The organism is Saccharopolyspora elongata (assembly GCF_004348985.1).
Taxonomy (GTDB): Bacteria; Actinomycetota; Actinomycetes; order Mycobacteriales; family Pseudonocardiaceae; genus Saccharopolyspora; species Saccharopolyspora elongata.
Genome location: NZ_SMKW01000032.1, coordinates 44,776 through 58,748, shown reverse-complemented (window position 1 = coordinate 58,748; position 13,973 = coordinate 44,776). Strand labels below are relative to the sequence as shown.

Sequence of the window (13,973 nt, the reverse complement as noted above, 5' to 3'; positions counted from 1 at the left end):
CCGGCAAGAACAATCCTGGGTTCGGGGTTCCTTACCTCAGGGACCCCGAACCCGATGCGCCCTGTTAAGCAAGTGGCCGCAGGCTGTCACACGGTACGCCGGCGGATCCTCAACGAGGCTATGAGCGGACGGCCGGGAGGTTCCATGGGGAAGACAGCACTGGTCGCCCCTGTGCCTTGGGCTTCGCCGGACATGCTTCCGCAGCCCCCGGATCAACTCTCTCCCCTTATCAAACGCATTGTTAACTAAAGCGAAAACCGGCTTCACCGGCCGCCTATTCAGACCTTCTCTGTCGAGCTTTGCTTGCCTGGTAGGACGAAGGACGCCAGCAGGGCCGCTGCCGAGATCGCCGTCGCGACCACCAGTGCCGTTGTGAAGCCTGCCGGGTTCGTTGCGCCTTCCGGGGTTCCCTGGGCCGCGAGGCCTGACAGGACTCCGATGCCTACCGAGGCTCCGAGGTTGAACATCGTTGCGTTCAGGCCTGGGAGGATTCCTGGGGACTCCTTGGGGGCGTAGATCACTCCCATTCCGTTCAGGGCCGTTGCTGCGCACGCCGCGTAGGACACACCCATCAGCGCCACCAGTGCGAACAGGAGCCATGGGGACTTCACCGCGAACACCGTTGCTGCGATCAGCGCCAGGTTTCCCACCAGGCCGATTCTCAGCATCTTCCGGTAGCCGATCTTCGGCGCCAGGGTTCCCGCTAGGGGCGCCAGGATCCAGCCCGCCAGGGCGTAGGGCATCAGGAACATCAGGGCCGTCGTCGTGCCGTCGTAGCCGAAGCCCGCCGCCGCGTTCTGGGCCAGCGTCGGGTACACGAACGTCAGGACCGCGAAGATCGAGGCCATCGTGCAGAACGTCGTCACCAGGAGGCCCCAGACGCCTCGGCTGCGCAGGGCCGGCAGCGGTAGGAGCGGGTCGGACTGGCCGCGTTCCACCAGCCAGAACACCACCAGGAGCGCCAGGCCCGCCGCCAGGCACGCCAGTGGCCACGGGGCGAACCAGCCCACCGTCGGGCCGAGCGAGAGCCAGGCGTTCAGGCCTAGCAGGGCCAGGCAGATCACCGCCGCGCCCTTCCAGTCCATTCGGGTGCCCGTGCGCTCCGAGTCCGGGACCCAGGCTCCGATCATCACCACCGCGATCACCTCCAGGGCGAAGGTGAAGCCGAAGATGCCCCGGAAGCCGATCGTGTCCGTGATGACGCCGCCCAGCAGCGTGTCCACGCCCGCGACGCCGCTGTTCACCGCCGTCAGGATGCCCAGGTAGCGGCCGAACTGCTTGGTCGGCAGGATGTCGCGCAGCGTCAGGATGCCGAGGGAGATCGTTGCGCCGCAGGCACCTTGCAGGGCTCGGCCGGCCATCAGCACCTCGACGTTCGGTGCGATCGTCGCGATCAGGCTGCCCGCCGCCATCACCGCGATCGAACCGAACAGCGCGCGGCGGCGGCCGATGATGTCGCTGTAGCGGGGCAGCACCACGCCCGCGAGGCCCGCCACGAACAGGAACACCGTTGCCGTCAGGCCGATCGTGCCGACGTCCGTGTTCAACGACGTCGCCATGTTGTCGATGGCCGGCGACAGCATGGTCGCGTTCATCTGGAAGCTGGCCACCGCCACCAGCAGGGCCGTGAGCACCAGTGGCGGGCGGGCCGCGACGCGCGGCGGGGCAGTTGCAGTCATCTCAGCGCTCTCGCTCGTGAAGCCCGGGCGGTCAGGCGATTTCGCGGGCCGGGGTGGTCTTCGTGGCCAGCAGGCCCTTGATGTATTCGAAGAACGCTTCGGCGTCGATCTCCTCGACGACCGTCGCGTTCGCCGCCAGGCCGTGGACTCCCCAGGACATCGCCGCGTAGCCGCGGGTCAGCTCGCCCGCCGTCTCCACGTCGACGTGGTAGCGGGCGCTGCTGCGGATCAGCTCGGGGTGCAGGAGGACCGCCGCCGTCAGCGAGTCGGGGTGGGTGGTGCCGTCGATGCCGACGCTGCGGTCGAAATCCAGCGTCGCCGCGCAGACCCGGGTGAAGAAGTCCGACAGCGGGGTGCCCAGCGCCGCGATCTCGTCCAGCGCCGGCTGCGCGAACACCGCCTGGTCCAGGGTGAGCGGCGCCCACGGGACCACGACGATCTCGAAGCCCGCCGCGAACACCGTCTTCGCCGCCTCGGGGTCGACGTAGAAGTTGAACTCCGCCGCTGCGGTGATGTTGCCTCGGGCGTTGTTGGAACCGCCCATCACGTAGAGGGTTTTGACGTTCCGGACGAAGTTCGGGTCCTTCACGACGGCCGTCGCGATGTTGGTCAGCGGGCCGATCGCGACGATCGACAGCTCGCCGGGGTTCTCCGCGGCCAGCCGGAGCAGCGCGTCCACCGCGTGCTCGGGCTCCGGGTCGCAGTCCGTCATGTCCATCGCCAGGCCGCCCGCGCCGTCGCCGTGCACGTTCTCCGCGCTCTCCCACGCCCGGACCATCGGGCGGCGGCAGCCGAGGTGGATCGGGACCTCGCCGAGCCGTCCGGCGACGTTGCAGGTCAGGTAGGCGTTGCGGACCTGGTGGCCGAAGTCGACGTTGCCGGCGACCATCGTCACGGCGCGCAGGTCGGCTCGGGGGTCGAGCAGGCCCGCGAGCAGGGCGATGCAGTCGTCCTGCGCCGTGTCGGTGTCGATCACCAGTGGGATGCGCTCAGGCATGACGTCTCCAGTGCGGCCATTGTTCACGTCTTTGTTCACTTGGCAAAGCCGGATGTACTGTAAGTCTGCCCTGTTGACGCGTCAATCGGGGCCTACCGGACTCACATATGTACACTTTTGTACATACCAGGGAGGTGTCATGCGGATCGCGGTTGTCGGCAGCTACGGCACGGGAATGACCATGCGCACCAGCCGGATGCCGGGGCGCGGGGAGACGCTCGGCGGGGCCGCCTTCTCGCTCGGCCCCGGCGGCAAGGGGTCGAACCAGGCCATCGGCGCCGCGCGGCTGGGCGCGGAAGTCTCGCTGCTGACCGCGATCGGCGACGACGTGCTCGGCGCGCAGGGCCGCGAGCTGTGGCGGCACGAGGGCGTGGACGCGAGCGCCGTCGTCACCGTCGACGCGTCGACCATGACCGGCGTGATCCTCGTCGAGGACGACGGCGAGAACCGGATCATCGTCGCGCCCGGCGCCCTCGACCTGCTCCGCCCGGCGCACGTCGGCGGCTTCGCCGACGTCATCGCCGCCGCCGACCTGCTGATGGTCTGCAACGAGATCCCCGCCGACGTGGTCGTTTCCGCGGTGCGGACCGCCGCCGACCGCGGCACCCGGGTTCTGTTCAACCCGGCCCCGGCCCGCGATCTGCCGCAGGACGCCGCGGACCTGGTCGACCTCCTCACCCCGAACCTCACCGAGGCCCAGGTGCTGACCGGCCTGGACACCACCGACCCGGACGTCCTGCTGGACGCGCTGCGCGAGCGGTTTTCCTCGACCATCGCGCTGACCTGCGGAACCGACGGTGCCTACGTGGACGACGGCACCGATCGCACGCACATCCCGCCGGTCCGGGCGGCTCGCGTCGTGGACACCACCGGCGCGGGCGACGCGTTCAACGCCGCCTTCGCCGTCGCGTGGTGCCGCGGCTGGGACCTGCGCCGCGCCGCCCGCTACGCCGCCGCGGCCGGGGCGTTCGCCGTCGCCCACCACGAGGTGATCCCCGGCCTGCCCCACTCCGAAGATCTAGGACCTGCTTTATAAGCGGCGGGAGCCGCTTGTGGTGTGGGACTCAGCTTGCACCGCCGCGGGTTCTCAGCGGTCTTCTCGCGAGGACAGCCCCAGCGCCGCGTATTGGACATACATAAGTCGGGGATCCCGGAGCCGAGAAGGCCGCTGAGGTTCCGCTACCCGCACCGCTATGCAACCACCGTTGGAACACTCGCTCGACGAAAGGTGATCGACGTGCCTAGTTACTCGGCCGACCAACCGGCTTCCCTCGCACCGTTCATCCAGCACACCGCCATCGACATCGGCATCACGCGCGACGACATGATCCGGCACTGCGAGGAGGCCGTGCGCTTCGGCTTCAACGCCGCGATGGTCCCGGCGTCGTGGGTTCCGCTGGTCGCCGAGCGGCTGCGCGGCACCGGCGTGCAGGTCGCCAGCGCCCTGGACTTCCCCACCGTCGGCTCGATGACCTCCGCCGGCAAGGCCGCCGAGGCTCGTGCCATCGCCGAGGCCGGCGCCGACCAGCTGGACATGGGCGTGCAGGTCGGCTGGCTGCGCAGCGGCATGGAGCAGGAGTTCCGGGACGACATCGCCGCCGTGGTGGAAGCCGCCGGGATTCCCGTGAAGGTCATGCTGGAGCTGCCGAAGTTCACCGCAGCCGAGCGGGAGCGCGCGGTCGAGCTGGCGATGGACGCCGGGGCGGCCTACCTGAAGAACGCCAGCAGCGGGGCGGTCGAGATCGCGAACCCGGACAGCATCGCCTACCTGGTCGAACGCGCCCGGCCGGGCGTCGCGGTCAAGGCCTCGGGCGGAATCAAGACCGTCGAGCAGGCGGTTTCGCTGCTCGACGCGGGCGCATCGCTGCTGGGCACCAGCGCCGGCATCGCGATCGTCACGGGCGGCGAGGCCGCTTCGTCATACTGAGTCGTGATCGTCGAAGGCGCGCAACACCGGGGGGTCAGGTGACGGAGACCGAAGCGTCGCGCATCTCGCGCGACGCACCCGAGCCGCTGCACGTGCAGATCGCGGCGGTGTTCCGCGATGACATCCTCAGTGGACAGTGGCCGGCGCACTTCAAGCTGCCGCCGGAGCCCGCGCTCGCGGAGCAGCTGGGGGTCAGCCGCGGGACGTTGCGGAAGGCGATGGCCGTCCTCATCGAGGAGGGGCTGCTCACGCAGACCCGCGGCCGCGGCACGTTCGTCACCACGGGCGTGCTGGAGCCGCGGATCGCGCAGCGGCTGCACTCGCTGTCCGAGGACTTCCGCGCGCAGGGGTTCGCGCTGGACGTCCAGGTGATCGGTGCCCGGTTGGAGGGCCTGCAGATGACCGTGCAGGCCCTCCTCGGCGCGCCGCCGGGCACGCCCGGGCTGAAGCTGGTCCGGATCTTCCGGGGCGCGCAGGGGCCGCTCGCGTACCTGGTCAACTGGGTGCGCGCGGATCTCTGCCCCGGCATCGAGAAGGTCGACTTCGAGCGGCATTCGCTGTTCGACGTGCTGGAGGAGTCCTACGGCCTGCCGGTCGCCGAGGGCCGGCGGACCTTCAGCGCCGACCCCGCCCGCGAGGACGTCGCGGAGGCCCTGGAGGTCCCGGCGGGCACCCCGGTGCTGTACCTGGAGCAGGTGACCTACACCCGCGATGGCCAGGCCGTGGAGTACTCGGACGTGTGGATCAACAGCACCGCGGTGAAGGTCACCTCCCTGCTGACCCGCTGAGCCCCGGCCAGGCGAAGGGTTCGAGCCACTCGTCGAGCGGCGCTTCGACCAGCCGGTTCGCCAGCGTGGACATCGTGTAGGCGCCGATGCCGAGGACCACTTCGAGCGCATTGCGGGTCGTGTAGCCGTGCGCCAGGAATGCTTGCAGCGCTTCGGGTTCCACCGCCCCGGCCCGCTCCACCACCTGGACCGCGAACTCCCGGATCGCCTCCAGGCGCGGATCGTCCAGCGGTTCACCGTCGCGCAGCGCGGCGATGGTCCCGGGGCTCGCGCCCATGGTGGTCAGCTTGGCTGTGTGCATCGCGACGCAGAGATGGCACTCGTTGCGGGTGGCGATCGTGAGGATCACGGTCTCGCGGGCGAGCGGGTCCAGCGTGGTCGCCTCGAACATGGCGCTGAGCTTGAGGAATCCGTCGAGCAGGTGCGGCGACTCGGCGAGTCGCCCGATCGCCGCCGGCAGGTGGCCGAGGCGCTTTGCGGTGGCTTCCATGGCCCGCCGCGACTCGGCGGGCGCGGACTCCACCGTGTGGTCGGTGAACATGTTCCCCCGTTCCAGTTGGCGCCCTCCGGCGCCTAGAATCGACAACATGGTTGTCGAAAAGGTAAACCAGGTTGTCGAATATGGCAACGACTGAAGCACACGGATTCGAGCTGCCCCTGCTGCTGTTCGCGGGGTTCCGCTCGCTGATCGACCAGCTGCACGCCGAACTGGCCGCGCAGGGACATCCCGAGGTGCGCCCGGCGCACGGATTCGCCCTGCAGGCGATCGGGCGCGACGGCGCGACGGCCAGCGAGCTGGGCCGCAGGCTCGGCGTCTCCAAGCAGGCCGCGGGCAAGACGGTGGACCGCCTGGCGAGCCTCGGCTACGTCGAGCGGGCCGATGACGCGGCGGATGCGCGGCGGAAGCTGATCCGGCTCACCGACCGAGGGGTCGACGTGCTCGCCCGCTCGGCGGCGATCTTCGAAGCACTCCGGTCGCAGTGGGCGAAAACCCTTGGCGCGCAGCGGCTTCGGGAGCTGGAAGCAGACTTGCGCACCATGACGCCGGCGGAGACGTTCCGCCTCGACGTTCCGGGGTGGTTCGGCACGTCGTCGTGAGCGAACGGCCCGTTCGCGCCGCCTATCGAGGCGAACGGGCCGTTCACTCACGTCCAAGAAGGTTTTCTTGTGGACAGTTCCTGTCCTAAACGGCTCCTAGGGTTGTTGTCACGACGACCTCGAAGGAGACGTGACATGGCGATCTACGTGCTGGTTCCCGGCGCCTGCCACGGCGGATGGTGGTACGAGCCGCTGGCCGCGGAGCTGCGCGACGAGGGACACCGGGCGTACCCCGTGACGCTGACCGGCCTCGGCCCGCAGGCCTCGCCGACCGGCGCGGTCAACCTGGACACGCACATCGACGACGTGGTGCGCCTACTCGAAGAGGAGGACCTGCGCGATGTCGTCCTGTGCGGACACAGCTATGCCGGCATGGTGATCACCGGGGCCGCCGACCGGGTGCCGGAGCGGATCGCGTCGCTGGTCTACGTCGACGCCTTCGTGCCGCAGAACGGCGATTCGGTGATGTCGCTGACCGACGACTACTGGCACCAGTGGTACATCGGCGGCTCGGCGGGCGACGGCCTCTCGGTCGCGCCGCTGCCGGTGCTGAGCCCGCGAGCGACGCCGCATCCGCTGGCCACGCTGGTGCAGAGCATCCGGCTCACCGGCGCGCTGGACCGGATTCCGCGCCGCGAGTACGTGTTCTGCTCCGAGTTCGAGCACACCCCGTTCGCCTCGACCTACGAGCGCCTGCGGAACGATCCGGCGTGGCACGTCCGGTCACTGCCGATCGGGCACAACATCGTGGCCGACGCCCCGGACGACTTCCGCAAGATCCTCCTCGCCGCCGCCTAGGCACGGAATATCCGCTGGTCAGGACCCGTGTGCGTTTTGTGTCGCCATGGCAGCACAAAACACGCACGGGCCAGCCTGCGAAGTATTCCTTGACACGAACATTCTCCATGGCGAATAGTCCTGCCCATGGACGCAGCATTCCTCGCCGCACTGGCCGATCCGGCCCGCTGGCGGCTCGTGAGCCTGTTGGCCGAGCGGCCCCGCTCGGTCGGCGTCCTGGCCCAGCTCGCCGAAGCCCGCCAGCCGCAGACGACCAAACACCTGCAGACCCTTGAACGCGCCGGCGTCGTCACCTCCCAGCGCACCGGCCAGCGCCGCATCTACGCACTCCGGCCCGGCCCGTTGCGAGACCTGGCGGCCGCGCTGAACCGGCTCGCCGACGCCGCGGACCAGGTCGGCGGCCCGCGCGAGACCTACGACCGCCACGGGGCCAGCCTCGACGCGGAACGGCGCGCCGCCGAGGAATCCGGGTGGGCCGATGGGCGCTCGTTCGGGTTCCACCGGTCGCTGGCGGGGCGTCCCGAGCTGGTCTGGCGCCACCTGACCGATCCCGCACTGCTCGCCCACTGGTGGACACCCGACGACCTGCGCGTCTCCGAGCTCGTCTTCGAGGCGCGACCGGGCGGGCGGATCGTCCAGGAGTACCGCGACGTCGAGGACACCGGCGACTCGGACCCGGTCGCCGGACGCGCGGAGGGAGTCGTCGAGGACGTGCGCCCCGGTGAGCGCCTCACCTACCGGCTCTCCCCGCTGCTCCCCGACGGCGGCCTCGCCTTCACCGCGCACGTCGACCTGGGCCTCCGGCCCACCGACACCGGCACGGAGCTCGACGCCCACTGGCGGATCACCGACAGCACCGTCGACTCCGCCGACTTCATCGCAGGCATCGAGATCGGCTTCGGCCAGTGCCTCGACAAGCTCGCGGCGACCCTCACCGACAACACCGAGCACGACACCGACACCAGGAGCTTCTCGTGGGACGACTGATCATCAACGTCGGCATGACAGTCAACGGCGCCTTCGAAGCACCAGCGCCCGAGCCGCAGGGGTGGCTGGTCACCGATCCCGACAGCATGCAGGCCGGGCTGGAGATGTGGCAGGCGGCCGACGCCATGGTGCTCGGGCGCAAGACCTACGAGGGATTGGCCGCCGCCTGGCCCCAGCTCGCCGACGTCCCCGGCTTCGAGGCGTACGCGGCCCGGATGAACGGCATGCCCAAGTACGTCGCGTCCCGGTCGCTGACCGGGCCGCTGGAGTGGAACGCCACCCTGATCGACGGCGACCTCGCCGAGAGCGTGCGCCGCCTCAAGGACGAACACCACGGCAACCTGATCGTCCCCTGCGCCGGCGAACTGACCCGGGACCTCATCGCCCACGACCTCGTCGACGAGCTCTGGTTCAACGTCAGCCCCTACCTGTGGGCGACCGGACCGCGGATCTTCGACGACCTCGGCCCCGTCCGGCTGGAACTCGTCAACACGACGACCTTCCCCTCGGGCGTGGTCCGCCTGTGCTACCGGCCCACCCCCGCGGCCGGGTGATCCCCACGGCAGCGGACCCCGCCGGTCAGGTCCCGTGCGTGTTTTGTGCTGCTATGGCAACACAAAACACGCACGGGCCCGTCGCTTACCGGAGCCGACCGAGGGTCACTCCTCGGGGGCGATCTTGAAGCCCGCCTTGCGGGCCGCCTTGGCGATCTTCTTGTCCGGGTGCTGGGCGCCGATCAGGGCCAGGACCTCGCGGACGTCCGGGTGGTCCAGGCGCCACATCTCCTCGAAGACCGCCGGCTCCTGCCCGGCGGGCACGGTCTCCGCGAGCACGTCGGGCAGCTCCTCCGGGTCGACCGAGTCGAGCGCGGCCGCGAGCATGTCGGTGAGCAACCGCGCCGCGTCGGCCACCGTCGACTCGAGCTCCTCGGACGGATCCAGCTGGTGCAGCGTCACCTTCGCGTAAGGCCGGAGCATCGGCTCGTCCAGAGCCTGCCGCCACCGCTGCGTCGCGGTCGCGGCGTGCGGCGCCGCGATGGAGACCGCGATCATCCTGTCTTCCGCCTCGCCTTCCGCGGCGGCGGTCAGCAGGTCGTCGGTGGCGGCGACGGCTCCACGCACCTCGAACCAGGCGACGGTTTCCGCGTCGAGCTCCTCGTCGGTCGCGCCCTTGGCGAAGTCCACCAGGTCGAAGGCGGCCATCTCCTCGACCGGCGGCAGCAGCGGAACCTCGACGCCGCCGTCGGTCAACGCGCCGCCGAAGGTGTACTGGCCGAGCGGGGTGAGGCGGGCGATGCCCCCTTCCACCGTCACCGCACCCAGGTCGGCGAGGACCGCCAGCAGCCGCTCCGCCGGATCGCCGCAGGTCGCGACCCAGTTGTCCCACGCGCCATCGGAAGTGGTCTCGTCCACGGCGATCTCGCGGATCATGTCGCGCAGCTCGGCGACGGACGCGCCTTCGCTGCGGGCCAGGAACAGCGACACCATCGCGTAGTAGGCGATGTCCTCGAGGTCGAGGTCCGCGCACTCGTCCTGGAAGATCTCCTCCAGCAGCAGCCCCAAGGCGTCCGCCCAGACGTCCAGCACCGCTTGGTCGTCGCCGTCCGGCCAGTCGTCGACACTGGGGCCGACCTCGACGATTTCCGTTGAGGGGCCGATGAATTCCAGCTCGGCCGCCCACTCCCACAGCCGCTCCAGCTCCGGGATGTCCGCCATGCCCTCCACCGCGTCCGGAACCGCGAAGCCGAGCGCTTCGGCGGCGGCGATGGCGTCGGCGGTGCTCAGCGCACCGGCCTTGATCGGGCAGGCGACCGTGCGGACCGCCAGCCGTCGGGCCCGGTCGAGCAGCGGGCTCTGCCGCGCCGCGGCGGCGAGCTCCTCGTCCGACGGCAACCGCAGCGGCGGCAGCCGGTCCGGCAGCCCGAGCTCCGCCCGGAGGTCGTAGGGCTGCTCGCCGGGCGGGGCCATCGCGACCTCGCCGAACCGCGGCTCGATCTCGTCGACCTTCCGCCGCAGGTCGGCTACCAGCGCCGGCTCGATCCGGCCGGTGTCGCCGGCGAAGGTCAGCAGTTCGCGGAGCGTCGCGAGCACCTCGGTCAGGTCCTCGTCCTCCTCGACTGCGACCTTGGCGGGGAACTGCTCCAGCAGCAGCTCGTCGAGATCGCCCGGACGCAGTTCGCCGAGTTCGGGCAGGCCGACGTGCTCGTACAGCAGCCGGAGCAGGATCTCGGCGTCGTTGCTGTTCCCTTGCACCGGTTGTGCCTGCTTATCGGCCCACTCCGCCAGTTCTGGCAGCAGGCTGTCGACCGGATCGCGCTCCATGTACAAAGCGTATCGACCCGGACGCCAGCGCGAAGGCAGTGGGCGGCTCAGACCTGAACCGCTCCCCGATTCCGACGGTGCAGCGGCGCCGGATGTGCTCGCCCTACCGAGGGCGGTAGGCACGCAGGAACACCTCGACGCCAGCCGCGACGATGGCCTCGACCTCGTCCTCGTCGATCGAGCGCGCGCCCCAGAAGGTCAGGCTCTGCACCTCCCCGGCGACCAGGAGCACGAAGTGCACCGCCGCCCGCTGCGGGTCGTCGATCTCCAGCAGCCCCCTGTCGCTCAACTCCGCCAGCCGCCGGGCCAGATCGGCCTGCACCTGCCGCGGGCCGGCCGCCTGCCACTCCTCCACGACCTCCGCCGGGATGTGCCCGACGTCGGCGTTGATCTGCCGCACCAGGAAGAAATGTGCCTCGAACTCGGGCATCGCGGCGGCGAAGTCGCGCCCGAGGCCGATCAGGTCCGACCGCAGGTCGACGATCTTGCCGAGGTGCCGGTCGAGGTCGGCCAGCTGCGCGTCCCGGACCGCCGCCGCGCTTTCCAGGATGACCTCGCGGAACAGCTCGCCCTTGTCCGCGAAGTGGTTGTAGATGGTGCGGGTCGACACCTCGGCCGCCTTGGCGATCGTGTCGATGCTGGCGCGCGCGTAGCCGTCCCGGCCGAACACCTCGCGGGCCCCGTCGATGATCGCCCGGCGCTTCTCCGAGCCGCGACGCGAGACGTTTTCCCTGCTCATCAATGCCCTTTCCGTCAATGTACAACGCTCATTGCATTAAATGCATTACATGTTGTACTTTACCACTGCGCCGCTTCCGGAACCCACCGGAACGCCGATCCACGAGGAGTGAAAGATGTCCGCACTGCGCCTGGCCGTGATCATCGGGACCAACCGCGAGGGCCGCTTCGGCCCGACCGTCGGCAACTGGTTCACCCGGCAGGCCCGGGAGTTCGGCGGTCTGGACGTCGACGTTATCGACCTGGCCGAGACCGACCTGCCCGCCACCCTCGACTTCGGCGCCCAGCCGGTCGTCGAGCTGGCCGGCCGCCTGGCCGCCGCCGACGCCTACGTCGTCGTGACCCCCGAGTACAACCACAGCTTCCCGGCCGTGCTGAAGCACGCGATCGACCTCTACCGCGAGGAATGGCAGGCGAAGCCGGTCGCTTTCGTCTCCTACGGCGGGATGGGCGGCGGCCTGCGCGCCGTCGAGCAGCTGCGGCTGGTCTTCGCCGAACTGCACGCCACGACCGTCCGCGACACGGTCAGCTTCCACAACGCCTGGGAGCGCTTCGACGAGACCGGCGACCCGATCGACGAGGGCTGCAACGAGGCCGCCAAGGGCATGCTCGGCCAGCTCAGCTGGTGGGCGCGCGCCCTGCGCGCCGCCCGCGCCACCGAACCGTACGCCGCATGATCCCCCGGAGCTCTCCCGTGCAGAACAAGCTCACCCTGGTGGTCGTGCTGCTGGGCTACCTGGTCCTACCGATGTCGATGTCCGGCACGACAGTGGCGCTGCCCCAGATCGGCGTCTCGCTCGACGCTTCCGGCGGCGCCCTGCAGTGGGTGGTGACCGGCTACTTCCTCACCGCCTCGTCGTTCATGCTCGTCGCGGGCTCGACCGGGGACCTGTTCGGCAGGCGCCGGATCTACCGGGTCGGCGCCGCGATCTACGCGCTTGGCAGCCTGGCCGCCGCGCTCACGCCGGGCATCCTGGTGCTGGACGTGGCCCGCACGCTCACCGGCGTCGGGGCGGCGGGCGTGATGGCTGGCGGCGGCGCGATCCTCGCGTCCACGTTCACCGGGACCGAGCGGACCAGGGCGTTCGCCGCGATGGGCACGACCGCGGGCCTGGGCATGGCGATCGGCCCGACGCTGGCGGGCTGGCTGGTCGGCGCGCTCGGCTGGCGCGCGACGTTCGGCACCTTCGCGGCCGCCGGAATGCTCCTGCTGGCAGGCACTTTCGCGATGGCCGAGACGCGGGGCGACCAGCGCCCGCGGGTGGACTGGGGCGGCGCGGTGACCTTCATCGCCGGGCTCGCCTCGGTGATGTTCGCGATCACCCAGAGCTCGCGGGCCGGCTGGACGAGCCCGCTGGTGCTGGGCCTGCTCGCCGCGGGCGCCGCGCTGCTGGCGCTGTTCGCGGCTGTCCAACGGCGCAGCGCGCACCCTGTGCTGGACCTGACCCTGCTGCGCGACCGGCGGTTCGTCGGCTGGCTCACCTCGGGCGTCGTGATGGTGCTGGGCTTCGGCGGGATGATGTCGTACCTGCCCACGTTCCTGCAGGGCGCGAACGGGATGTCGGCGCGGGACGCCGGGCTGATCATGCTGATGTCGACGGCCCCGACGCTGTTCATGCCGCTGCTCGGCGGGCGGCTGGTCAACCGGGGTGTCTCGCCGCGCGCGCTGATCACTGCCGGGCTGCTGCTGATCGCGGCGGGCAACGCCTGGCTCACCGTGCTGCACCCCGGGATCGGCGCGGGAGCGCTGCTCGGCCCGCTGCTGACGGTCGGCGTCGGGATCGGCCTGGCCACCGGTCTCATCGACGCGCAGGCGATGAACCAGGTCGCCCAGTCCCGGACCGGCATGGCGGCGGGCCTGCTGAACACGATCCGCGGCGGCTCCCAGACGCTGGTGCTCGCGCTGTTCGGTTCGGTGCTGATCAGCCTGCTGACCAGCCGCGTCGGCGACCAGGCCGGGAAGGTGGCGACCGGCGAGCTGGCCGCCGCGCAGCACGACTTCCTGGCCGCCCAGCTGAGCGACGCCTGGCAGGTCCTGCTCTGGGCGATCGCGGCGGTGACCGCGCTCGGCGCTCTGGCGGTCGCGGCCCTGCTCGCCCCGGCCCGCGAACCAGCCCGGCACGCGGTCCCGCAAGCCGGCTGACCGTTTCTCGCGGCGTGCGCGTGATCGGAGGGGAGGTTAGATTGCGGCGCGAAACCGGCATTCGAGGGAGCAGCCACGATGACCAGCCCGGATTCCCCGCGGATCACGACGTTCCTGATGTTCGAGGGCAAGGCGGAGGAGGCGATGAACTTCTACACCTCGCTGTTCGAGGACAGCGAGATCCTCGACATCACCCGCTACGGCGCCGACGGTCCGGGCGACGAGGGAACCGTGCAGCTCGCCACGTTCACGATCCTCGGCCAGCAGTTCATGTGCATCGACAGCCACGTGTCGCACGCCTTCACCTTCACGCCGTCGATGTCGCTGTTCGTCAACTGCCGCACGGAAGCCGAGCTCGACGGCGCTTACGCGGCGCTCGTCGAGGGCGGCGCCGCGCTGATGCCGCTGGGCTCCTACGGCTTCAGCCCCAAGTTCGGCTGGGTGAACGACCGCTTCGGCGTCTCCTGGCAACTGAACCTCCCCGGCTGACAGCCCGG

15 protein-coding genes are annotated in these 13,973 nt (G+C 70.2%); 10 read left to right on the top strand and 5 right to left on the bottom strand.

The window, feature by feature from the left end; genetic code table 11:
- Positions 1-278 precede the first annotated feature (278 nt).
- Positions 279-1,679, bottom strand: a complete 1,401-nt coding sequence (locus E1288_RS23415; RefSeq protein WP_132488484.1) for an MFS transporter — start codon at positions 1,677-1,679, stop codon at positions 279-281.
- 31 nt (positions 1,680-1,710) lie between these two features.
- Entirely contained in the window at positions 1,711-2,676 is a 966-nt protein-coding gene (locus E1288_RS23410; RefSeq protein WP_132488482.1) for a nucleoside hydrolase, read from the bottom strand.
- A gap of 139 nt (positions 2,677-2,815) precedes the next feature.
- Between E1288_RS23410 and E1288_RS23405 the strand changes: the two genes are divergently transcribed.
- The 3 genes from E1288_RS23405 to E1288_RS23395 all read left to right on the top strand — a co-directional run bounded on the left by E1288_RS23405 (position 2,816) and on the right by E1288_RS23395 (position 5,391).
- Positions 2,816-3,712: a ribokinase gene (locus E1288_RS23405; protein ID WP_132488480.1), complete on the top strand. Its 897-nt coding sequence runs from the start codon at positions 2,816-2,818 to the stop codon at positions 3,710-3,712.
- 201 nt (positions 3,713-3,913) lie between these two features.
- Complete coding sequence (gene deoC / locus E1288_RS23400; RefSeq protein WP_207954511.1) at positions 3,914-4,603, top strand: deoxyribose-phosphate aldolase; 690 nt, start codon at positions 3,914-3,916, stop codon at positions 4,601-4,603.
- Positions 4,604-4,641: 38 nt separating this feature from the next.
- A complete protein-coding gene (locus tag E1288_RS23395) occupies positions 4,642-5,391 on the top strand; it encodes a GntR family transcriptional regulator (protein WP_132488478.1) in 750 nt (249 codons plus the stop codon).
- Here the strand turns inward: E1288_RS23395 and E1288_RS23390 are convergent.
- Positions 5,369-5,932, bottom strand: coding sequence for a carboxymuconolactone decarboxylase family protein (locus tag E1288_RS23390; RefSeq protein WP_132488476.1), 564 nt, complete (start codon positions 5,930-5,932; stop codon positions 5,369-5,371). The two genes, E1288_RS23395 and E1288_RS23390, sit on opposite strands and share 23 nt — an antisense overlap.
- An 80-nt stretch (positions 5,933-6,012) precedes the next feature.
- On the opposite strand from E1288_RS23390, the gene E1288_RS23385 reads away from it, so the two are divergent.
- From E1288_RS23385 to E1288_RS23370, 4 genes are all read left to right on the top strand, one after another.
- A complete protein-coding gene (locus tag E1288_RS23385) occupies positions 6,013-6,489 on the top strand; it encodes a MarR family winged helix-turn-helix transcriptional regulator (protein WP_132488474.1) in 477 nt (158 codons plus the stop codon).
- 135 nt (positions 6,490-6,624) lie between these two features.
- On the top strand, positions 6,625-7,287 hold the full coding sequence (locus E1288_RS23380; protein ID WP_132488472.1) for an alpha/beta fold hydrolase: 663 nt from the start codon (positions 6,625-6,627) through the stop codon (positions 7,285-7,287).
- Positions 7,288-7,413: 126 nt separating this feature from the next.
- Positions 7,414-8,274, top strand: a complete 861-nt coding sequence (locus E1288_RS23375; protein ID WP_132488470.1) for a metalloregulator ArsR/SmtB family transcription factor — start codon at positions 7,414-7,416, stop codon at positions 8,272-8,274.
- Positions 8,262-8,828 (top strand): dihydrofolate reductase family protein, encoded by a 567-nt coding sequence (locus E1288_RS23370; RefSeq protein ID WP_132488468.1) that lies wholly within the window; start codon positions 8,262-8,264, stop codon positions 8,826-8,828. The genes E1288_RS23375 and E1288_RS23370 overlap by 13 nt, the downstream gene beginning before the upstream one ends.
- Before the next feature lie 105 nt (positions 8,829-8,933).
- Here E1288_RS23370 and E1288_RS23365 read toward each other — a convergent pair whose 3' ends face one another.
- Both E1288_RS23365 and E1288_RS23360 read right to left on the bottom strand, forming a co-directional pair.
- The gene (locus E1288_RS23365; RefSeq protein WP_132488466.1) at positions 8,934-10,595 is read right to left on the bottom strand and encodes a hypothetical protein; all 1,662 of its coding nucleotides are present in this window, start codon (positions 10,593-10,595) and stop codon (positions 8,934-8,936) included.
- 103 nt (positions 10,596-10,698) lie between these two features.
- Complete coding sequence (locus E1288_RS23360; protein ID WP_132488464.1) at positions 10,699-11,334, bottom strand: TetR/AcrR family transcriptional regulator; 636 nt, start codon at positions 11,332-11,334, stop codon at positions 10,699-10,701.
- Positions 11,335-11,449: 115 nt separating this feature from the next.
- Between E1288_RS23360 and E1288_RS23355 the strand changes: the two genes are divergently transcribed.
- From E1288_RS23355 to E1288_RS23345, 3 genes are all read left to right on the top strand, one after another.
- Entirely contained in the window at positions 11,450-12,010 is a 561-nt protein-coding gene (locus E1288_RS23355) for an NADPH-dependent FMN reductase (protein ID WP_132488462.1), read from the top strand.
- Positions 12,007-13,476, top strand: coding sequence for an MFS transporter (locus E1288_RS23350; protein ID WP_207954510.1), 1,470 nt, complete (start codon positions 12,007-12,009; stop codon positions 13,474-13,476). Before E1288_RS23355 ends, E1288_RS23350 begins: the two co-directional genes overlap by 4 nt.
- A 78-nt stretch (positions 13,477-13,554) precedes the next feature.
- Entirely contained in the window at positions 13,555-13,965 is a 411-nt protein-coding gene (locus tag E1288_RS23345) for a VOC family protein (RefSeq protein WP_132488460.1), read from the top strand.
- Positions 13,966-13,973: the final 8 nt, after the last annotated feature.